The sequence below is a fragment of the Sporosarcina sp. P19 genome, assembly GCF_002743165.1.
In the GTDB taxonomy this organism is placed as follows: domain Bacteria; phylum Bacillota; class Bacilli; order Bacillales_A; family Planococcaceae; genus Sporosarcina; species Sporosarcina ureae.
The window spans coordinates 265,795-286,618 of the sequence record NZ_PDYR01000002.1 but is presented as its reverse complement, the minus strand read 5'-3'; the positions used below and the strand labels follow the sequence as shown (position 1 = coordinate 286,618).

Annotated in this window: 22 protein-coding genes and 1 other annotated feature; of the genes, 3 read left to right on the top strand and 19 right to left on the bottom strand. The window is 40.6% G+C overall.

Going from position 1 to position 20,824, the window contains the following annotated elements; genetic code table 11:
• The 7 genes from CSV74_RS04700 to CSV74_RS04670 form a co-directional block, all read right to left on the bottom strand.
• Window positions 1-1,038 (bottom strand): type IV pilus twitching motility protein PilT, encoded by a 1,038-nt coding sequence (locus tag CSV74_RS04700; protein ID WP_083031890.1) that lies wholly within the window; start codon window positions 1,036-1,038, stop codon window positions 1-3.
• Between the two features lie 11 nt (window positions 1,039-1,049).
• The gene (locus CSV74_RS04695; RefSeq protein ID WP_099690754.1) at window positions 1,050-2,717 is read right to left on the bottom strand and encodes a GspE/PulE family protein; all 1,668 of its coding nucleotides are present in this window, start codon (window positions 2,715-2,717) and stop codon (window positions 1,050-1,052) included.
• A 15-nt stretch (window positions 2,718-2,732) separates the two neighbouring features.
• Window positions 2,733-4,229, bottom strand: a complete 1,497-nt coding sequence (locus tag CSV74_RS04690; RefSeq protein ID WP_099690753.1) for a VanW family protein — start codon at window positions 4,227-4,229, stop codon at window positions 2,733-2,735.
• Window positions 4,230-4,261: 32 nt separating this feature from the next.
• Complete coding sequence (locus tag CSV74_RS04685) at window positions 4,262-5,824, bottom strand: DUF7305 domain-containing protein (protein WP_099690752.1); 1,563 nt, start codon at window positions 5,822-5,824, stop codon at window positions 4,262-4,264.
• Complete coding sequence (locus tag CSV74_RS04680; RefSeq protein WP_158231746.1) at window positions 5,821-6,279, bottom strand: prepilin-type N-terminal cleavage/methylation domain-containing protein; 459 nt, start codon at window positions 6,277-6,279, stop codon at window positions 5,821-5,823. The genes CSV74_RS04685 and CSV74_RS04680 overlap by 4 nt, the downstream gene beginning before the upstream one ends.
• Entirely contained in the window at window positions 6,279-6,755 is a 477-nt protein-coding gene (locus tag CSV74_RS04675; RefSeq protein ID WP_099690750.1) for a type IV pilus modification PilV family protein, read from the bottom strand. Before CSV74_RS04675 ends, CSV74_RS04680 begins: the two co-directional genes overlap by 1 nt.
• Before the next feature lie 137 nt (window positions 6,756-6,892).
• On the bottom strand, window positions 6,893-8,104 hold the full coding sequence (locus tag CSV74_RS04670) for a bifunctional folylpolyglutamate synthase/dihydrofolate synthase (RefSeq protein ID WP_099690749.1): 1,212 nt from the start codon (window positions 8,102-8,104) through the stop codon (window positions 6,893-6,895).
• 59 nt (window positions 8,105-8,163) lie between these two features.
• On the opposite strand from CSV74_RS04670, the gene CSV74_RS04665 reads away from it, so the two are divergent.
• Both CSV74_RS04665 and CSV74_RS04660 read left to right on the top strand, forming a co-directional pair.
• Complete coding sequence (locus tag CSV74_RS04665) at window positions 8,164-9,030, top strand: ATP-grasp domain-containing protein (RefSeq protein WP_099690748.1); 867 nt, start codon at window positions 8,164-8,166, stop codon at window positions 9,028-9,030.
• Complete coding sequence (locus CSV74_RS04660; protein ID WP_099690747.1) at window positions 9,027-9,818, top strand: ATP-grasp domain-containing protein; 792 nt, start codon at window positions 9,027-9,029, stop codon at window positions 9,816-9,818. The genes CSV74_RS04665 and CSV74_RS04660 overlap by 4 nt, the downstream gene beginning before the upstream one ends.
• A 193-nt stretch (window positions 9,819-10,011) precedes the next feature.
• Here the strand turns inward: CSV74_RS04660 and CSV74_RS04655 are convergent, their stop codons facing one another.
• Complete coding sequence (locus tag CSV74_RS04655; protein WP_099690746.1) at window positions 10,012-10,422, bottom strand: hypothetical protein; 411 nt, start codon at window positions 10,420-10,422, stop codon at window positions 10,012-10,014.
• A 34-nt stretch (window positions 10,423-10,456) separates the two neighbouring features.
• The gene (locus CSV74_RS04650) at window positions 10,457-10,651 is read right to left on the bottom strand and encodes a DUF6980 family protein (protein WP_099690745.1); all 195 of its coding nucleotides are present in this window, start codon (window positions 10,649-10,651) and stop codon (window positions 10,457-10,459) included.
• Window positions 10,652-10,809: 158 nt separating this feature from the next.
• On the opposite strand from CSV74_RS04650, the gene CSV74_RS04645 reads away from it, so the two are divergent.
• Window positions 10,810-11,394, top strand: a complete 585-nt coding sequence (locus CSV74_RS04645) for a helix-turn-helix domain-containing protein (protein WP_099670027.1) — start codon at window positions 10,810-10,812, stop codon at window positions 11,392-11,394.
• Between the two features lie 202 nt (window positions 11,395-11,596).
• Here CSV74_RS04645 and CSV74_RS16585 read toward each other — a convergent pair whose 3' ends face one another.
• From CSV74_RS16585 to hemL, 10 genes are all read right to left on the bottom strand, one after another.
• Window positions 11,597-11,764: a hypothetical protein gene (locus tag CSV74_RS16585; RefSeq protein ID WP_158231745.1), complete on the bottom strand. Its 168-nt coding sequence runs from the start codon at window positions 11,762-11,764 to the stop codon at window positions 11,597-11,599.
• A 116-nt stretch (window positions 11,765-11,880) separates the two neighbouring features.
• On the bottom strand, window positions 11,881-12,330 hold the full coding sequence (locus tag CSV74_RS04635) for a hypothetical protein (protein WP_099690743.1): 450 nt from the start codon (window positions 12,328-12,330) through the stop codon (window positions 11,881-11,883).
• 37 nt (window positions 12,331-12,367) lie between these two features.
• On the bottom strand, window positions 12,368-12,886 hold the full coding sequence (locus CSV74_RS04630; RefSeq protein ID WP_099690742.1) for a GrpB family protein: 519 nt from the start codon (window positions 12,884-12,886) through the stop codon (window positions 12,368-12,370).
• 46 nt (window positions 12,887-12,932) lie between these two features.
• Entirely contained in the window at window positions 12,933-13,532 is a 600-nt protein-coding gene (locus CSV74_RS04625) for a hypothetical protein (RefSeq protein WP_143560740.1), read from the bottom strand.
• 17 nt (window positions 13,533-13,549) lie between these two features.
• Window positions 13,550-14,581, bottom strand: a complete 1,032-nt coding sequence (locus CSV74_RS04620; RefSeq protein ID WP_099690740.1) for a S66 family peptidase — start codon at window positions 14,579-14,581, stop codon at window positions 13,550-13,552.
• Between the two features lie 13 nt (window positions 14,582-14,594).
• Window positions 14,595-14,849, bottom strand: coding sequence for a hypothetical protein (locus CSV74_RS04615; protein ID WP_029053665.1), 255 nt, complete (start codon window positions 14,847-14,849; stop codon window positions 14,595-14,597).
• A gap of 21 nt (window positions 14,850-14,870) precedes the next feature.
• On the bottom strand, window positions 14,871-15,356 hold the full coding sequence (locus tag CSV74_RS04610) for a GNAT family N-acetyltransferase (protein ID WP_099690739.1): 486 nt from the start codon (window positions 15,354-15,356) through the stop codon (window positions 14,871-14,873).
• Between the two features lie 237 nt (window positions 15,357-15,593).
• On the bottom strand, window positions 15,594-18,239 hold the full coding sequence (locus CSV74_RS04605; protein WP_099690738.1) for a valine--tRNA ligase: 2,646 nt from the start codon (window positions 18,237-18,239) through the stop codon (window positions 15,594-15,596).
• A 53-nt stretch (window positions 18,240-18,292) separates the two neighbouring features.
• Window positions 18,293-18,511: a binding site (T-box leader), on the bottom strand.
• A gap of 227 nt (window positions 18,512-18,738) precedes the next feature.
• On the bottom strand, window positions 18,739-19,362 hold the full coding sequence (locus CSV74_RS04595) for a hypothetical protein (RefSeq protein ID WP_099690737.1): 624 nt from the start codon (window positions 19,360-19,362) through the stop codon (window positions 18,739-18,741).
• A gap of 165 nt (window positions 19,363-19,527) precedes the next feature.
• Window positions 19,528-20,823, bottom strand: a complete 1,296-nt coding sequence (hemL, locus tag CSV74_RS04590; RefSeq protein ID WP_099690736.1) for a glutamate-1-semialdehyde 2,1-aminomutase — start codon at window positions 20,821-20,823, stop codon at window positions 19,528-19,530.
• Between the last annotated feature and the right edge of the window lies 1 nt (window position 20,824).

Below are 20,824 nucleotides of genomic sequence, written 5' to 3'. Positions count from 1 at the left end.
TTAATCATCCCCTTGCAAAAACGGCAATGCTGCTTCATACGAAATGATTCGCTGATCCATCAAATTCTTTACGGAGTGATCCATCATATGCATCCCTTGCGCACGACTTGTCTGAATGACGTTCGGAATCTGGTGAATCTTCTCAGATCGTATCAAGTTTGACACAGCAGGATTATTAATCATAATCTCCGTTGCCGCACGTCTTCCTTGCTTATCCATCGTTTGGAATAAACGCTGAGAAACGACTGCCTTCAAAACGCCCGCCAATTGCACACGAATTTGCGCCTGTTGACCATGAGGAAATACGTCTATGATTCTATCAATCGTCGAAGCAGCACTCCATGTGTGTAAAGTCGCAAGAACTAAGTGGCCGGTTTCCGCAGCAGTAATGGCCGTAGAGATTGTCTCCAAATCACGCATCTCACCAACTAGAATAACGTCCGGATCTTGACGCAAAGCAGCACGTAAACCGTCCGCAAACGACAGCGTATCGAAACCGACTTCACGCTGATCAATAATAGAAGAACCGTGCGCATGCATATACTCAATCGGATCTTCCAATGTAATAATATGCTTACGCATTGTTTCATTCATATAACGAATCATCGCAGCAAGTGTCGTGGACTTACCTGAACCTGTTGGTCCTGTTACTAAGATTAATCCTTGTGCCGTATCAGACAAACTCTTCAACGTTCCCGGCATATTCAAATCATCGATCGTCGGAATCTTTGTAGGAATCGTCCGGAAAGCCAATGAAATCGCACCGCGTTGTTGGAATGCGTTGACACGGAAACGTGAAACGCCAGCGATTTCATAAGAATAGTCAATCTGTCCAGCTTCTTTAAAAGCAGGAATCATCTTTTCTGGAATCGTCTGATAGGCAATTTCTTTTGTGTCTTCTTCAGTCATAACGGTTTCACCAAAACGTTTTAAGTCACCATGTACTCGGAAAACTGGCGGCACGCCTATAGTTAAGTGAATATCGGATGCTTTAATTTTAAAGGCCTCAGTTAGTAATTGATCAATTCTTTCCGTCACAGCAAACACTCCTAATCTAACAAGGCTACTCTCAACACTTCTTCAGTAGTTGTAATGCCTTGCTTCACTTTTTCCAAACCATCATCTATCAGGAATATCGTTTCACTTCTCTCTGCAATATCACGAAATACTGTAGGTGCTGCGCCGCTATTAATGGCATCACGCAATTCCGCATTTATAATCAAAACTTCATGTATTGCAATACGTCCTCGATAACCAGTCATATTACACGCAGAACAACCTGTACCACGATGGATCGTTTCTATCGTTATCCCACGTCTAGCAAAAATTTCTTTTTCACGATCAGTAGCCGGCTGAGTAGTACCACAATCTCGACAAACACGTCGAACCAATCGTTGAGCTACAATCGCATTCAAAGAAGCAGTCAAAAGGAAAGGTTCCACACCCATATCAAGCAATCGTGATATAGAGGCAACCGAGTCATTCGTGTGGATTGTGCTTAAAACCAAGTGTCCTGTCAATGAAGCACGTATCGCGATTTCCACCGTCTCTTTATCCCGAATTTCTCCGACCATTACTACGTCAGGATCTTGTCGCAATATCGACCGTAACCCTGTCGCAAATGTCAATCCCACGTTAGAATTCACTTGAATTTGATTAATACCCTCTAGCTGATATTCTACGGGATCTTCAATCGTAATAATATTTACTTCTTCGCTATTTAATCGATTCAAAGCCGCATATAACGTAGAAGATTTACCTGAACCCGTTGGACCAGATATCAGAACGATACCATTTGGCTTCTCTATTTCTTCAAGAAAACGCTCTAGATTCGTTGACCCAAAACCAAGCTTTGTCATGTCGTTTAACGAACTGCTCAAGTCCAAAATACGCATAACGACTTTCTCACCGAAAACTGTCGGCAAAGTCGATAACCGCAAATCAATCGGACGGAAATCAATCATTACTTTAATCCGACCATCCTGGGGCATGCGTGATTCGGTAATGTTCAAATTTCCCATAATTTTAATCCGCGCAAGCAACATCGACTGCATATGCTTTGGTAAAACTCGTTCCGTCTGCAACTTCCCGTCAATTCTAAAACGGATGATGACTTGATGTTCTTGAGGATCAATATGAATATCACTGGACTTCATAGACACCGCACTAGAAATAATCTGGTTCACTAGACGCACAACAGGAGAATCATTATCTACGATATCATCTTGTTGCTCCAACTGACTTGCCGTAGTTTCTGGTTCTTCAAAAAACAAGTCATCAAATAATTCATCATCATAATATCGAGTGATCGTTCGTGTTATATCATCTTTTGACGCAATCGCTGTTTCTATATGAAATCCTGTGGAAAGTCGTAAATCTTCAATCGTATTGTAATCCATTGGGTCCGCCATCGCGACAAATAATTTATCTCCATCTTTTTTTAACGGAACAATCATTTTTTGCTGCGCTAAACCTTTAGGTACAATATTAAACAACTTCGGATCAAACGGATATCGGAACAAGTTGACGTGAGGAATTCCGAGCTGAAACTCCAACACTTCAATTAATTGCTGCTCCGTAATATACCCACGCTGCAATAACGCATCACCAAGTCGCTCATCCCGAGACTTTTCTTTCAACGTACTCATTAACTGTTCGTCCGATAGCAAACCAGACTCTATTAATAAATCTCCAAGACGTTTTCTAGTTGTCGCCATCTGAATCCCCCTTTATCAATCGATTGGATTACCATTCTTGTCGACTTTAATCAGATTGCCACCTTTATCGTAATCATATTTCACATCATCTTTGGTGCCGGAACCATTCGAGTTACTTGCATCACTTCCGTTAGATGATCCAGAGCCAGATGAATCACTGTTGCTTGATCCGCTTCCAGTAGATGATCCTGAGCCTTTGCTCCCCGATCCCAAGTCACCATCGCTACCTGATCCGCCACCATTTGGAGAAGTGGAGCCATTTCCGTTAGATGAATTAGACGGATTATCAGTCGACCCATTACCTGAAGTGTTTCCATCGGTATTGCCAGAATTACTTTCCACATTACTATCAGGAACTTTCTCTACTACTCTTTCTAAACTATGGCGTTCAATAATTGGTTGCGGCGCATAGAAATCAACCGATACATCTTCAATCTCTTCCAATGAACCATTCAGCATAACATTACGTTTAACCGCAACTTCCATGCCTTTCTTACCTTTATCCACTACTTCAATCGCACCCGCATTTACAAAAGCGCTATAACGGACAACCGTTTTAGGGTCATACTTTGTAATTTTCTCCACTTCAGTATCGTAGCTATGCACAAATGGCAGACCTTCAATTGACAGCTCCAATTGTGAGCCTGTCCAATCCGTACGAATCGTGAAGACTGTTTGATTAGGGTTCGTGAAAAGGAGATCCAAATCGAGCTTACGATTAATCGCCGCTTCGAATCCTGGTTCAACGCCTGATGGCAATTCAGTAGAAATGTTTCGTTCATCCATGATCCAATTCGTTTGCAGCGCCGCTTTATATAGAAGAGACGCCATAATCGTCATTTGTAAATCTGTCGCACTAGCAGACTCTTTCCCTTCTAGATATTCACGGAATGAAAACGAGGAATTCGGCTGAATCTCCAACCCATCCAAGTCATCCATTAATAAACGCAGACCTTTTGCTAGTTCATCCACTTCATATGTTGCTGAAGCAATCACTTGATTCTGCTCATATAACTCAGGAATATAGTTGGCTACATATACTTGTTGTGGCATAATACCACTCCGTAGCTGAACTTCTATTTGTGCAGCAATCGTCTCCACTTCGGCTTCACTGAATGTAAGCGAATTAAAACTCTGCTTCATCACCGTGCGAAGACCTTCACGGGAAACACTCGCGACTAATGAATTATCATCTCCACTTTTCGCTTGGTTTAGTGTTGCATCCGGATCAAAACTTACTATTTCTGCTGGAACATCTACTTGAAGATCTTGTACGATTAGTTGTACTGATAAAGTTTGTTCAAGCTCTGCAAAATTATTTATAAGCTTTTCTTTTGCATCTTTACGATTATGCTTTGATATGTCAAACGGCCCTGCATATGTGTGCTTGCTGAACTTTTTAAAACTCGAGAAGAAGCCGTCGCCTGCGTAGGCTTGTTGGGCGAATACTGCGGAGATGACCAGTAGTAGAACGCCTAAGGCTAGGCTGGTTTTGTATAGTTTTGATTGCATTGGGCACCTTCCTTTATCAATAAAATATATTGCTAAATTTCTTTGAATTCGCCTTTAGTAATATGCGGTGGTGTGATTATAGTATTGTCAGGAACTACCGGATCGGGCTTATTTGTTCCGGGACCAATTGGAACCGCACTTATAATCGGCTGCTTGAAAGTCACACTAGCTCCTCCATTAGCGGTAAATGAATCTGCATAAATCGCACCACTTATGTTACCTCCACCTGATATATTAACAGCGGCATTCGGTGCTAGGATTAATGTTGGATCTGCTTTAACCCCTCCACTTATCTTTACCTCTTTTCCACCCGTTAAAATATTTCCTTTAATTCCACCACCGCCTGTCAACTCGATGTCTGCATCCTTCGCATAAAATGAACCACTAATCTGAGTTTCATTATCGAATTTTACTTTTTTAGATTCCTTGGTAGTTGAGCCCTCGAAGAATATACCTAATTGATCGGCAGAGCCGCTGTTTCCAATAGATCCTTTTACATTGATTTTATCTTTTACCATTAATGTAAGTTTACCTGTACCTATGATCTCTATTTTCCCTTGAAGGATATCTAGATGGTCCACAACAATGACCCTATCTTTATCTCCTACATTAATTTTCAGCGTGTTATTTTCAGCAATCTTAATAGTAGTTAAATACATGTTATCATCGATGTTTAACGCATAGTTATTTGAGACATAATTGTCTGCGTAGACGCCACCATCTTTGATAACATCTTTTCGATTATATTGGTCGCCTATTGTTACATCAGACGGTTTCTTATAGGATGGGTATTGCGGAAACTCTGGTAATTTCATCATTCCAGTTTCTTGCATACCAATAGGTACTGGGATGGTCATCGAATTCGGTTTATCTAATGCACCTCTTTCAGAACCAATAGGCACAAAGATATTTCCAGAAATTTTAGGACCACCACTAAGCGTAATAGATTTATTATCTGTTAAGTTAGTTCCTATACTTCCATTTATTATAGCCCCACCACTTATACTTATTTTCCCATTGACAAAAACAGCTGTGCCGTCCGGAACTTTAATTGTGGGTAAACTAGTTGATGTATCTGTTCCTACATTTCCATCACCGCTATTCTCACCTTGGCCAGTGCCTATATTTGGAAGTGTTTCATAATTCAATGTTATAATCTGACTTACTGTTCTTACCTTTTGTCCTATTTTTCCTGTAGAACGGATTTCGTACTTCGAAATATCACGGTCAATTGCCCCTTTTATTTCAACATTTATAATCTTGGGAATCTCTCCGTATAAATCTTCAAATTGCTGATTTTCTGTATCTACCTCAATACCTGCTAAACGAACTTTTTCACTTACCACCTGAAAAAATTTAGTTTCATCGTCAACTTTAGTAAATTGAGGAGCAGTGGTAGTAGCAATTTCATTTATTCGGGCTAGTGTATAGTTCACTCCAGATTCTGCAATGTAGAAAACTGACTGATCGTCCTGCTCTCCCATAGTCATTTTAGAATTATTCAATGATAGTCCAATTATGGAGGTGCCTAAAACAGCCATTACAACCAGAACCATTAAAACAACAACAAGTGTATATCCTTTGTCGTTTCTCATGACTCCCCTCCTTTTCTAATCACGATGGTTGTCTCAATCTTTTTCGCATCTTTATTCCTATTAAGTTTATCATCGCTAAACACTTCAATTTTTAATGCTTTACCATCAGAAGACTCCACTTTGAAATCTTTAATATTATCAGCAAGCACTTCATCATTCTTAAATAATGTTGTACCCTTACGTCGATAAATATCCGTCCCTATCTCTTTTTTAATTTCCAGCACATCTTCATCGAATACTCTAAAATTATTCTCTTTTCTAATCTCTTTCGTGAGATATTTCATTACATATAGAATGTTTTCCTGATGTTCTGTTTTTTCTTTTTGGATATCATACTCTTTTTTACCAGAGAGATAGACTCCAAATATCATCAACCCTATTAGTGACAAAAGCACGAGAACAGCCAATAATTCTACCAGTGTTATACCTTTTTGATCTTTGACAGAATTCCCCATTATTTCTCCCCCCACCATAGAATTGTTTCCATCTGGGCTCTCAGCTTTTCCTCTAGGTCCAATTGAGAAACTTTTACTAGTACATGTGAAGTTTGATGAGTCACATCTTTATTAAAGATAATTACAACTTTATAGGATAACTCTGGAATTTCTCGTTCCAATACAATTTCTCTAGCAGTCGAAGGAACTATTTTGTAACTAACTCTACCTTCATTCTTTATTACTCTTTCACTTTCCTTAAGCTTTTTTGCTAAGTCAGTAAGACCATCTTCCTGTCCTTTTATGCTAATAATATATTCCATTTCAGATTGAGCAATATATGTTGCATCCATAAACTCTTCAGAAGCTTTATTTTGTTTTGCAACAGTGGGAAAGACTGCCAAGAAGGAAATTATTATAATTGATAGCAACACTAGAGATGCTAAAACCTCCACAAGAGTCATTCCTGAATTTTTTTTCACATAATGCATAAACATATTGGTCTTCCTTCCTGAAATGATTCTTTGATTTCTAAATATATATTAACCTTTATTTTCGTCATATTTTACTATACAGAATAAAACTAAATACCCTAATATAAATATATAAGTCTATAAAACTCATTCTATTAAGCCTATTGTCTCATTAAACTACTCAATAAGTAAAGAGAGCCAACGACTACTTTTATGTGTTTTTGTGAACATTTCAAATTCACTTCTTCATATGAAATTACGCGACTCGCTTCTATAGGACAAACCACCTGCAAATCCTCCGCTTTCGCAGCTTGCTCATGTGGAAAATCCACAAACGTAAAACTATTCGCAAGCGGTGCCAAGATCTTCAATGTTTCCGCGTAATCTTTCGTATTCAACATCCCGACAACCCAATCGACATTCTCTCCCGGAAACTGCTCTTCAATCGTCCGCACCAACATACGAGCCGCGGCGGGATTATGCGCTCCATCAATATACACATTCTCCGCAATTTTTTGGAATCGAAAAGGCAATGCAACATTCGTAATCGCTTCTGCTACTTTGTCTTGTTTTAAAGGCACCCCTGCCAATGATAAAGCTTCTAGTGCTACTGCATGATTGATTGCCTGATGTGGGCCTTTCATATGCCGCACTGGAATTTCAAATGTAGACATTCCCCTAAACTTTTCCGTCTCCCCTTGCTCCATAGTGAAATTCTCTCCATATGCACGCACTAAACTTTTTTTCATCTTTGCTTCTGCCAGTACAACCTCTTTCGCTTCTTCTGGTAGCTCTCCTATAACTACAGGAGTATATGGTTTAATGATGCCCGCCTTATGCTCTGCGATCTTCGCTACCGTGTCACCAAGAAACCCAATATGATCTAGCGCAATCGACGTAATGATGGACACTAAAGGCGTCACAACATTCGTGCTGTCGAATCTGCCACCCATCCCCGTCTCAAGTAACACATAATCAGGTCCCGCGTTACGAAACGCCAAAAAAGCCGCCACTGTCAGCAATTCAAAGTCCGTCAGCATACCACTCAATCCTGCGGCTTCCATCTCCTCGAACACATACTCCAATTCCTCATGTGTAATTGGCTTTCCATTGATTCGAATCTGATCATGTACATCCACTATGGCCGGTGAAGAAAATACGCCCGTTTCAAATCCGTGTGCTTGCAGGACAGCTTCCATTACCGCAATCGTCGAGCCTTTACCGTTCGTACCCGCCACATGAATAATTCGTAAATCTCTCTCAGGATTCAACACACTCGCCAATGCCTCTTCAATCGCGTCCAAACCCGGTTTAATCAAATCATCACTCATTATGTCAAATTGTTTTTTATATTCATCAAATTTTGGAATCAAAGAAATTCCTCCTGTGCTAAAATTAAGTTATATACAGTATAGCAAAGGTGGCGTCGGGATTGAAAAGTTGTTGGGTTATTTATAATGGTAGTTTAACGAGTGATAAATTCGCAGATCAAGCACGGCTTATACAGGAAGCGGCAGAGCGTGCTGGTGTACGGACGACAATTTTAAAAAATTATGAAATTCAGATGGATGTGCAAAACGAAGTGAAAGATGCTCCTGATTTCATCGTCTTCCTTGATAAAGATACGTTACTTGCACAGTATTTAAAAAATATAGGGATCCCCGTCTTCAATGATCCTGAAGTCATTGAAACTTGTGATAATAAAGCAAAGCAGTATCTTGAACTAGCGAAGCATGGTGTCGCCATGCCAAAGACGATCATCGCACCGAAAGTTTATCCTAATTTCACGATTACAGAAAGCGGATATTACGAGAATGTCCTTGAGACTCTACGCTTACCTATGATTATTAAAGAAGGTCATGGCTCATTTGGTATGAAGGTGTATTTGATTGAGACGAAAGATGCGTTCTATGAGAAAGTCGATGAGCTGCGTGGCGTGGATTATATCTTTCAAGAGTTCATTGAGACGAGTAGAGGTCGAGACTTACGCGTAAATATAGTAGGAGATCAAATCATTGCGGCTATGTATCGCCACTCAGAGACAGATTTTCGAGCGAATATTACGAACGGCGGCGTAGCTGAAGTGGTGGAATTGACTAGCGCACAGAAAACACTAGCTATGGAAGCGGCAAAAGCAGTTGGAGCGGAATTTGCAGGCGTAGATTTATTATTCGGCGCGGATGAACAGCCCCTCGTTTGCGAAGTGAACGGCGCAGCACATATCCGAAACCTCTTGAACGTCACCGGCATTAACGTAGCCGATGCAATGATCGCGTACATATTGGAGAAGATTAAATGAAAGGCGCCGTTTACTATAATGAGGAGGAAGCGAAGAGGAATCACGCGTTTATCGACGATCTTTTGAAAGAAGCGAAAAATCTAGGTATTGAATTAAAGCTGATAACTGATTCGCCTACCGAGCCGCTTGATTTCATTTTATTCCGAGATCGTGATCCTACATTCGCTTTGGAATTGGAACAAGCGGGCTACCGAGTGTTCAATCGAGCGAGTGTACAGAAAATCGCCAATGATAAACTGCGTACATTTGAACTCGCTACCCTACTTGGTATTCCCGCCGTTCCCACATTCCGAGCCGATCAACTTCCCCCCTTGCCCTTTGTAATGAAAACGCGCGGAGGTCATGGCGGTAGTGAAGTATTTCTATGCGAATCTGTGAAGCAAACTGAAACTATTCTAAATCAATTCAATCATAATGAACTAATCGTGCAGCCCTTCATCGAATCTAATGCAACAGATGTCCGAGTATTCATGTTGGGTAATGAAGTGTTAGGTGCTGTAAAACGAACTGGAGCGAAAGACTCATTCAAATCCAATTACACATTAGGTGGCACGGTAGAAATGTACACGTTGAACAACACGGAAACCAAACAAGTTCAAGCGATTTCCCGGGCAATTTCAAGCGATTATATTGGCATGGATTTCATACTTCCAATTTCAGGTGGCTGGTTGCTGAATGAAATCGAGGATCCAGTTGGTGCCCGTTCACTCTATCAAACACATGAGTTTTCAGTAGCGAAGAAATTATCGGAGTATGTCAAAAATCAGTTGGATGATGACTCATGTTAAGAAAACGCTATACTAATTTGGATGAAGTAGATGCAAGTAAGACAGTACGGGCCACGATTTGTTGGCAGAAAGAATATAATGAGATACGAAAGATTAACGGATCGTAATCGAACAAGCACCAAAAAAGTAAATCGCCCACTCCCTCGCCTATTTTCCAAAGGCAAGGGAGTGGGCAGTTTTTCAACTATTTTTTTTAAAAAGAGGTAATCCAGTTTGCAATATCTTCACGGGAAACTGTTAGAGTAATTCCAAGTTTCGATTCAGTTCCCATATAGGAATTAATATAGCCAGTATCCATGAAAACCGTAAACTCATAAAAATTTTCATCATGGGGATCTTTTGAATAAGCGAAAGAAACTCCTGGGGAAAGTACACTAAGAGTACCATAATTCTTTTCATCCATTTTCTTCATTTGTTCCAATAACGTTTCGATATCTTGATTTATCCAAATAAAATTATGTGAGTAATTCAAGAATCCATAAGAGAAGGTTAGTTTGAATTCAATTTCGAAAAGGTCATCCTCTGGTTCTCCAATTTTGATTACTTCATGTTTTACTTCTGTTTCACTGAACTCGAAACTTCTATCTTTAAGTGTATATTCCATAGTCACTTATCCTTTCAATAATCTGATAGCTCGTTCATAATTTATTCCCACACCAAGGGCAAAAAGAAATCCCAATACTTGAAGTACCTCCATCATGAATCAACAATCCATAATCCTGATCTGTTTTATCAAACAGGATGAATTGATCTGGACAATTAAACGGCTTCTCGTGTATTTCACATGTGAAATTTGCATGATACGCCATATCTTCGCAACAATGCTGTTTCATTCCTATTCACCTTCCTTTCTGCTACCTCAGTGCTGTTCTTTTATATTATTAAGTAAATTATCCATGCTAGTACAGATGAGTGTAACAAACTCCACGGAACGTTTGTTGATGCACGTGAGAGTTGCGCCTATGATATATAGAGAGCAGGAGGGAAAACGATGGATACGAGTAAAGTTGGAGAAGTAATATATAATTTGCGCAAAGAAAAAGGATTCACACAGAAGCAATTAGCCGATCAAATGAATATCTCGGATCGCACCATTTCAAAATGGGAGCGCGGATATGGTTGTCCTGATGTAACGCTTTTATCTAGCTTATCTACACTACTAGGTGTAAATATAGAAAACATTTTAGACGGTGAATTACTGTCTAATGAATTTATAGGAGGAAATATGAAGAAATCAAAGTACTTTGTATGCCCATCTTGCCATAATATCGTATTAGCAACAGGAGATATTACAATATCTTGCTGTGGCAGGAAGCTGGAAGCGCTCGAAGCGAAGAAAGCGAGCGAGGCAGAAAAACTAACGATTGAAGAAGTGGATAATGAACATTTTATCTCAAGTGATCACCCGATGACAAAAGATCATTATATATCCTTTATCGCCTTCGCCACTGGTGATCAAGTCCAAATCATCAAACAGTATCCTGAGTGGAGTTTCCAAACACGCCTACCAAAACGAAAACATGGCACTTTATTATGGTACGATACACAGTTAGGGTTGTATTATCAATTTATCTAAACAGCTAAAAGCACTTCTCCTCATGAAGTGCTTCCCTCTACACGATTCATTCCATTATTTCTGAAGAAGTCTATTGTTTGCTTACAGGTCATGTAAGCCAGTTCTCTATTGTATGAGGAAGCGTAAGGATCACTAAACCCGTGCTGCCCATCATACATATGTACATCTACATTCGATTTCTCTAATTTCCAAAGCATCTCTTTCACATCAAATGACTTCTCGACATTCGAAAAATAGCGCTCTTCGATTTTTTCTTAGGCAACGCACCTTGCTTCATTTTCTGATCCAGTCTCTTAATGACAAATACCACAATCAGGCCCGCTATTATAATAGGTAATACAATACCCAATACTTCAATAATTGCTAGCATTACTAAACTCCTTTCTGTTAGTACCTATAATAATATTATGTAAACCAGCTTAATGGAATCTCAGTATTTGATTCACAATTCTAAAGATGGCTAGCACCTCTAGTAACGGTTCTCCACTATTCAATTAACACGTTCCCTACATATTCTACCGTTCCACTATCTGCAAGAAGATGTAAGACAATGATATATTTACCCTTCTCGTTAGGCATGTTGAAAACTTCCCCATCTACCTCGATTTCTGTCTTGATTCCATCTTTCATAAAATAAGCGTTCAACTTCCTAATAGCAAAATCCTGAGTGACAAATACGATTCTCACTTCTTGTCCTATATGATAAACCAATGTTTTCTGATCGTTTGCGACTGAAAAAATATCATTGGTTTTCTTAGTGTATAATTTATCGGAATCCCACTCGATATTCACCGCAGTCAATTCATCTGTATCAGTATATTCCGTATGATTCATCAGCGTAACATCTGGAGGGGTGAAATCATAATCTTCTCCAAAACATGCGGTTAGTAGAAGTGTTGAAATTACTATGATTCCTAACTTCGCGAATAACCTCATAGAACACCTCTTTATCTTTCATTTTTCCTTCCACATATCACTCTTTGGCATCGTACCAAATAAGCGCTTTTCGCTCTAATTCCTTCACAAACAAATTTTTCCCATCCATATAGGATTGTATGTCGTCTGGAAACATGGCAGCCAGTTTCATTTTCAATTTGCCATAGAGCTTACTCTCCTCAGGATGAACGAGAAGATAATCTCTAACAGCTAAATGACGAGCAATGTCGTATAGGTTATCCTCCTGGAATACATGGATTTGATGTGTTCGAGTCTGTTCACCTTTTCTAAAATAACGTCTTCCCTTCATTCCAAATTCACCAAGCGCTTCATAACCGATTTCATTCATCTGAGTACTCAAGGCGTCAACATTTTCGATTGTCTTTACTACGGGCATTATATCAATAATTGGTTTAGCTGATAGACCTTCTACAGATGTACTGCCGATGTGATGAATACTTACTAATTCTTCTTCAAAAACCGTGGCGATCTTTTGAGATTCTATTTTAAACAATTCTGGCCATTGATTGTTGTATTCCACTACTTCCACTTTCATATCGTTCCTCCCTATTTATTTTATCGATCTACATTTAACCCCTTTATTAATCTTCCCAATAAAAGATGGCATCCAACACTAGATATTGTCGCTCATTCCGATATATTGTTGGGATTTTTGTTTTAAACGATAGTGGTGCACTCATTTCTTTTGCAGCTATTAGGTTGAAATCAAACTCCTGTAGAGCTTTTCGTAATTCTATTGCTAGTATTTCCACTTCCGCACCCACAACTAACGAAGTAGGATCATCAAGAATTGTACCTTGTCCACTGCTTACTTCCTCGTTCGTCTCTATACGAATAGTTCTATACCTAACGTCTTCTCCCATTATAGCGACTGATGCTAGACGACTTATATCGAGTATAATACCTTTTATCTCTATTTCACGTATTCCATTCTTTTCTTCCACAACGATACAATCTTCTTTCCGATAACAAAAAAAATCCACAAAGGAAGCATAGCCACTGCCAAAATGATCCCATTCCGCTTCGCAGAGCACATTGTGGATGCGATTGATTCGGTAAAACAGCCGATTGATATGTGCCAAGATCTCTTTTTCATCATAGCTATCATAAGGAAAGGTGTCCCCTATAACTTCACCTTTGACGAGCATTCGCAATTGCTGATCTGTAAAAATTAAAAACACCTCATTTATCTACTATTTTACTCAACGCCACTCTCGAGAATCGAAAACGTCTCGTGTTCACAATCTATCTTCGCCAATGCCCCATACGGTAATATAAACTTAGGTTCTGTATGGCCATAGTTCAAGTTGTATAAAATAGGCAAATGCTCCAAACCATATTCTTTCATCACGTTCAGAATTTCCTCTTTATACTCATCAAAATATTTCTCGTCTTGAGGTTTACCGAATATAATCCCATTCACTTTCTGTAAGATTCCTTGTGCTGCATAATTTCTTAACCAGTATCGAATCAAACTAGGCTCGGGCTTTTCTTCGGATGTCTCAAAGAATAATATACTGTTGTTCCAATACTCGTCTTCTGGCCAAATCGCCGTACCCTTCGCAAATTCTAATACTTCGATACACCCGCCGATCAATCGTCCTTGCACAGTACCTGAGCCTTGAAGCAGTTCGTATCCAGTATTCTGATTCATCGTACGTCGCTTATCTTTATTCTGAGCGATCCATTCCAACCGCTCACTTGTCCACTTTTCAGCTGGTTGGATCTCACCAATAATTTCAGTAGAAAAAAGGGTCCTATTTACCATCTCAACCGTGTAGGAATCCATCTCCATATTTTCAGCGAAATCGGTTAATATAGCTGGTCCGTAGAATGACGAAATTCCCGCTTTATGACAAAATAGATGAGATACCGTAACATCAGAGTATCCCATAAAGATTTTTGGATTTTCGTGTATTACGCTAAAATCGATATATGGAAGTAAGCGGATGTTGTCCTCTCCTCCGATATTCGCAATAATTCCTTTAATATTCGGGTCCTTAAATGCCGTCATCAAATCTTCTGCACGCGCTTTCGGATTCTCATAGAGAAAGGCGGCTCCCTTTAAACTGTTTGGCATCGGCACAACAGTTAAGCCGAAAATATCTTCCAATCTCTTTATGCCTTGCTCATATCGCCACCTGATTTCCGGTTCGCCTGCGCCTCCCCACGAAGGACTCACTGTTGCGACCTGATCACCACGTTGCAATTTCTTTGGTTTAATTAACATTCGCTTCTCTCCTTTATATATTCATAGCTGTAAAGTAGATATATAATATAAACATTACCGGAATAAACGTGATAATAAACCCTAAAACACGAATCCTTTTGCTTAACTGCAAAGCTAAGCCGACTGCCCATATTACGATTAAACCTAGTATGGCAATATTAGGAGTAGAATCTTCTCCCATTCCGCTAATTCCATAGCCTACAACACTAGTAATCAGCACAAATAAACCAGTAAAAATATTTACTACAATGAACAGTATTCTATTCAAGCAAATCCCCCCCAATTACTCTTAAAGAATCCATTTCATTTGAATCGTTTTCAACATATGGCCGTCAAAGTAATCATCATATTCTTTAACCGTCTCAAATCCTATCGCTTCATAAAACTTCCGCCCAACTAGATTTTCCTTTTCCACTTCGACCACAATTTCTCTCATCTCTCCCAGAACTTCAATTCCCTTTTGTATAAGAGCCGAGCCCAATCCCCTCCCTTGTCGATCAGGATAAAGATAAATAGCACGCAGTTCGGATTTGTCGCCATCATCTACCTGTGAAAAATCAGCAAACCCAACTACTTCATTTTCATCTTCTACAACAAATAGATTAGAATTTTGTAGACGGGTATTCATCATACTAGTACTATAAGCCGCATCCAAAAAGCAATCTTGAATCGCACGAGGAATCATCCCCTCATACGTAGCATGCCAACTCACCCTAGCAATATCTTGTACTCTCTCAATATCCTCACATAACATCTTCCGAACTAAAATGCCCATAGAACACCCTCCTAACATTCGCAATATCAGTATTCCAATTATACCCATATTACTAGATGAATACTATACTTAACATATGATTTTGGGTTAGGAGCGTAGGAGAAGCCCCTGGAAAGCGTCCCTTACGAAGCGTAAATCCCTATCTCTCTTCCCTTAACCCTCACCAACCCCAAACGACAAAAGCCCATCCAACAGCATCGCGCTGTCAAATGGGCTTTCACCTTCTTCAAACTACTTTTAAATTTCCTTCAGTTCCGCAATACGACGTTCAACCGCCGCATACTTTTCCAAATAATCCTTCTCTTTCGCACGTTCTTCCTCAACAACTGACTCAGGCGCCTTGGCAGTAAAACGTTCATTCGACAACTTGCCCTGAACCCGCTTTACTTCTCCTTGCCACTTGCCGAGTTCCTTCGTCAAACGAGCTAACTCTTCCTCAATATCAATCAATCCTTCAAGCGGCAAATACAACTCTGCCCCCGTCACGACTGCTGACATCGTCTTGCCTGGCGCATTCACCTTCACGCCAATCGTCAACGTTTCTGGATTACAGAAACGCACAATATAGTTACGATTCTCTTCCAGTACCGCCACCGTCTTCTCATCTTTCGCCGAAATATACAAATCGACTTTACGACTCATCGGTGTATTCACTTCTGCACGGATAGTACGTACGGATTTGATAATGTCCATCAACAGTTTCATATTCGAAGCACGGGACTTGTCCATCATCGTTGCATCTACTTCTGGCCACTTCGCTACAGTGATTGACTCTCCTTCATGTGGAAGGTTCTGCCAAATCTCTTCTGTAATGAAAGGCATCAATGGGTGCAATAAACGCATCGTCTGATCTAGAACATGCGCAAGAACCGAACGTGTCATTTTTTTCGCTGCTTCATCTTCACCGTGTAGTGGCAATTTCGCCATTTCGATATACCAGTCACAGAAATCATCCCAGATGAAGTTATATAACGCGCGACCCATTTCACCGAACTCATAACGGTCAGCTAAGCTAGTTACTGATTCAATCGTTTCATTCAGACGAGTTAAGATCCATACATCTGCAACGGATTTCTCTCCTGATAGATCGATTTCTTCATACGTCATACCGTCCATATTCATTAATGCGAAACGGGAAGCATTCCAAATTTTATTGGCAAAGTTCCAAATCGCTTCTACTTTTTCTGTAGAGTAACGCAGATCTTGTCCTGGTGAAGAACCTGTTGCTAGGAAGTAACGCAATGCATCTGCACCGTATTGCTCAATTACGTCCATTGGATCTACACCGTTGCCAAGAGATTTAGACATTTTTCGCCCGTCTTCCGCGCGTACTAATCCATGAATCAAGACATCCTTGAATGGACGCTCTTCTGTGAATTCAAGTGCTTGGAAGATCATGCGGGACACCCAAAAGAAGATAATATCATATCCTGTAACAAGGGCATCTGTCGGGTAATATTTTTTGAACGTTTCGCTGTCAACATCTGGCCAGCCCATAGTCGAGAACGGCCATAGAGCAGATGAGAACCAAGTATCCAGTACGTCATTGTCTTGTGTCCAGTTTTCTTCATCAGCTGGTGCTTCTTGACCCACATAAATTTCGCCTGTTGTGTTGTGGTACCAAGCCGGAATTCGGTGACCCCACCATAGTTGACGAGAAATACACCAGTCGTGTACGTTTTCCATCCAACCCAAGTATGTTTTCTCGAAACGTTCAGGCACAAACGTTACTTTTTCTTCTTCATTTTTCTGAAGATTGATTGCTTGCTCAGCAAGTGGCTGCATATTGACGAACCACTGTGTAGAAAGGTAAGGCTCCACTACTGCGCCGCTTCGTTCCGAGTGTCCGACAGAGTGCATATGATCTTCAATTTCAAATAGCACATTCATCTCTTGTAAGTCTTTGACGATTTGTTTACGGCATTCGAAACGATCCATACCTTCATACTTACCTGCTAATTTATTCATCGTGCCATCTTCATTCATCACCAACACACGTGGCAAGTTATGACGGTTACCTATTTCAAAGTCATTCGGGTCATGCGCTGGTGTGATTTTTACTGCGCCGCTTCCGAAGTCCATTTCTACGTAGTCATCCGCGACGATCGGAATCTCGCGTCCTACGATCGGTAATGAAACCATTTTACCGATTAAATGCTGGTAGCGTTCGTCATCCGGATGAACCGCAACAGCTGTATCACCGAGCATCGTTTCAGGACGTGTTGTCGCTATTTCAATTGAGCCTGTGCCATCTGTCAGTGGGTAGCGCATATGATAGAATGCACCCTGCACATCTTTATGGATAACCTCAATATCAGATATCGCCGTCTTTGTCGCAGGATCCCAGTTGATGATGTATTCACCGCGATAGATCAGCTTTTTCTCATACAACTTAACGAATACTTCGCGTACTGCTTTTGACAAACCTTCATCCAAAGTAAAACGCTCTTGGGAGTAATCGAGAGCCAGACCAAGTTTCGCCCATTGTGCACGGATATGGCTCGCATATTCTTCTTTCCATTTCCATGTTTCCTGTACGAAGTTTTCACGGCCAAGATCATAACGTGTTTTGCCTTCAGCGCGAAGTTTTTCTTCTACTCTCGCTTGTGTCGCAATTCCAGCATGGTCCATTCCTGGCAGCCACAACGCATCATACCCTTGCATACGCTTCATGCGGATGAGCATGTCTTGTAACGTCGTATCCCAAGCGTGCCCTAAGTGAAGCTTACCTGTGACGTTCGGTGGTGGAATCACAATTGTGTATGGTTCTTTTTCGCTTGTTACATCCGATTCAAAATACTTCCCTTTAAGCCACCATTCATAACGTCCTTTTTCAACTGCCTGTGGATCGTATTTAGTCGGCATCGTCAATTCATCAGTCATTTCAGTTCCTCCTTCAAATAAAAAGGGATACAAAAAAGCCCCACTCATCCCGGTAAAAGGACGAAGGAGCTCGTGGTACCACCTTTATTTATGAACGCTAAAAAGCATTACATCTTCATGATTTGGTAACGGTGTTCACCGGATCCTGCTACTACAACTTCACAGAAACTGCTCATAGGGGACTTCCATATGTTGTTTCCAGGTACGTTCCACCAATCGCACCCTCTCTAAAGAAAACGGTTCACATGTACTTTCCTACTCTTCGCATTTATATTCATATACCCATTATTATACGCGAAACATGTAGAGTCCGTCAACTGAATAGTAGTCTATAGAGAAAGGATGGTGAACGATGCGAAGAGGTTATAACCCATATCTATTGCCGCCATGGCTACGGAAAACGAGATTTTACTGTAAAGGCTGTATCATCCCATTAACTGTGTTTCAGTTGATCCGTTTGCTCATTGTCCCGACGACCGGCGACTTTTTAATATTTTGCTTACTCGCTGCTTTGTCCTTCTGCTTCTACAAAAACATTATTTGAATGGAAGATCTTTCTCGTTACATCGTCATCCATCTCGGCGATGTATAAGAGAAAGTCTTCCATTTCATTATTTACTTGTTCCACCGCACGGTCAGCATTTGCGAGAAACTCCATATGAGAAGTCGATGCAGCCACGAACTGTGGTGCTGCGGGCTCTTCTTCAATAACAACCGGTTCTTGTACAGGCTTTTCCTGTTTCAAGTGAACAGTCCACTCGAGCTTCAACCCTCCGTCTTCTTGTGATGAAGTTTTAATATCTGTCACTTCAAGTTGCAAGTCTCCATCGAGTTCTACCGGCAGATCAACATTTAAAGGCACAGCGTATTCAAAATACCCTTTACTATTTTCTACTTCCACGTCATTAATCACTAATACATCTTCAGTTATCAATTCCACTTGCTTGTCTGCATCAAATACAACGTTTGCCGCGATATGATAGATCCCTTGCAAACGGACCGCTTCTTCCGTACGATCCTCCGTAAACCCTGGTGTCACCTTTACCTCAGCCGATTCAGCAAATGCCCCATACTCAGCAGGGAAATAAAAAGACTCATGCAATGTCCATTGATGCGTCGTCATTTTCGCTTCACTCCTTTTCTTAACTCAGGCTACTATATGAAAAAATGGAGGAGTTTAGAAGTGAAGTATAGCGTAGATTGGAAATGAAATAATGGCTACCGCGCTATTCCACAAATTTTTATCAAAAAAAGCGCCAAGCAAATAACTTTGCCTGACGCTTCATCATTATCGCTTCAATTTCTCAAACACTGTATGGAATGCTTCCACAGTTTTCGCGATGTGTTCTTCTGTGTGTGCTGCTGACAAGAACATTCCTTCGAATTGGGAAGGCGGTAATAAAATACCTTCTTCTGCCATCAGACGGTAATACTCTGCAAACAACTCCAAATCAGATGTCTTCGCTTTATCGTAGTTATTAACACGTTGATCCGTAAAGAAGAACCCGATCATCGAACCTGCACGGTTGACGGTATGCGGAATATTATTAGCTTTCGCTGCTGCGCGGAAGCCTTCTTCCAACTGATCGCCAAGCTTGATGAAGTGTTCGTATGTTTTCGGTGTCAACTTTCTCAACGTTTCAATACCTGCTGTCATTGCTAATGGATTACCAGACAATGTACCCGCCTGATAAATAGTTCCTGCAGGCGCTACATGTTCCATAATCTCGCGAGAACCGCCATACGCTCCTACAGGCAGTCCACCACCAATTACTTTACCAAGACATGTTAGGTCCGGTTTGATGTTGAAATGACCTTGTGCACATTTATACCCTACACGGAATCCGGTCATGACTTCATCAAAGATTAGTAATGAACCATTTTCTTCTGTCAACTCACGTAAGCCTTTAAGGAAGCCGTTATCAGGTCCTACAACACCCATGTTTCCTGCAACTGGTTCTACAATAATTGCAGCAAGGTCGTCCCCGTACTCTTTAATAGCCAATTTAACACTTTCAAGGTCGTTATATGGAACCGTGATTGTGTTAGACGCAATCGATTCAGGTACTCCAGGGCTATCAGGTAAACCTAATGTAGCAACACCGGATCCCGCTTTAATGAGCAAGGAATCCGCATGGCCATGATAGCAGCCTTCGAATTTGAGGATTTTATTACGCTTCGTATAGCCTCGAGCTAAACGAAGTGCACTCATCGTCGCCTCCGTACCGGAAGATACCATACGTACCATTTCGATGGATGGTACACGGTCGATTACTAGCTCTGCCAATTCATTTTCTAGAAGAGTAGGTGCTCCGAAACTTGTACCTGTTTCAGCTACTTTCTGAATTGCTGATACTACATCAGGGTGTGTGTGTCCTAGGATTAGAGGACCCCAAGACAGAATGTAATCTATATATTCATTGCCATCGATATCCTTAATAATCGCACCTTTACCACTTTCCATAAAGATGGGATCCATGTTGACTGATTTGAATCCACGAACTGGTGAGTTGACGCCACCTGGCATTAACTCAACTGCTTCTTTGAATGCCTGTTTAGATTTTGTATATGTTTTTTGTCCCATA

Bases quoted from the DNA above. Each gene is read 5' to 3' on its own strand.
- CSV74_RS04605 (WP_099690738.1), bottom strand. From the start codon at position 18,239: ATGACTGATGAATTGACGATGCCGACTAAATACGATCCACAGGCAGTT.
- CSV74_RS04620 (WP_099690740.1), bottom strand. From the start codon at position 14,581: ATGTTAATTAAACCAAAGAAATTGCAACGTGGTGATCAGGTCGCAACA.
- CSV74_RS04635 (WP_099690743.1), bottom strand. From the start codon at position 12,330: ATGAGGTTATTCGCGAAGTTAGGAATCATAGTAATTTCAACACTTCTA.
- CSV74_RS04695 (WP_099690754.1), bottom strand. From the start codon at position 2,717: ATGGCGACAACTAGAAAACGTCTTGGAGATTTATTAATAGAGTCTGGT.
- CSV74_RS04660 (WP_099690747.1), top strand. From the start codon at position 9,027: ATGAAAGGCGCCGTTTACTATAATGAGGAGGAAGCGAAGAGGAATCAC.
- CSV74_RS04595 (WP_099690737.1), bottom strand. From the start codon at position 19,362: ATGACGACGCATCAATGGACATTGCATGAGTCTTTTTATTTCCCTGCT.
- CSV74_RS04610 (WP_099690739.1), bottom strand. From the start codon at position 15,356: ATGGGCATTTTAGTTCGGAAGATGTTATGTGAGGATATTGAGAGAGTA.
- hemL (WP_099690736.1), bottom strand. From the start codon at position 20,823: ATGGGACAAAAAACATATACAAAATCTAAACAGGCATTCAAAGAAGCA.
- CSV74_RS04685 (WP_099690752.1), bottom strand. From the start codon at position 5,824: ATGAGAAACGACAAAGGATATACACTTGTTGTTGTTTTAATGGTTCTG.
- CSV74_RS04650 (WP_099690745.1), bottom strand. From the start codon at position 10,651: ATGAAACAGCATTGTTGCGAAGATATGGCGTATCATGCAAATTTCACA.
- CSV74_RS04690 (WP_099690753.1), bottom strand. From the start codon at position 4,229: ATGCAATCAAAACTATACAAAACCAGCCTAGCCTTAGGCGTTCTACTA.
- CSV74_RS04655 (WP_099690746.1), bottom strand. From the start codon at position 10,422: ATGGAATATACACTTAAAGATAGAAGTTTCGAGTTCAGTGAAACAGAA.
- CSV74_RS04680 (WP_158231746.1), bottom strand. From the start codon at position 6,279: ATGGGGAATTCTGTCAAAGATCAAAAAGGTATAACACTGGTAGAATTA.
- CSV74_RS04630 (WP_099690742.1), bottom strand. From the start codon at position 12,886: ATGAAAGTGGAAGTAGTGGAATACAACAATCAATGGCCAGAATTGTTT.
- CSV74_RS04645 (WP_099670027.1), top strand. From the start codon at position 10,810: ATGGATACGAGTAAAGTTGGAGAAGTAATATATAATTTGCGCAAAGAA.
- CSV74_RS04675 (WP_099690750.1), bottom strand. From the start codon at position 6,755: ATGTTTATGCATTATGTGAAAAAAAATTCAGGAATGACTCTTGTGGAG.
- CSV74_RS16585 (WP_158231745.1), bottom strand. From the start codon at position 11,764: ATGCTAGCAATTATTGAAGTATTGGGTATTGTATTACCTATTATAATA.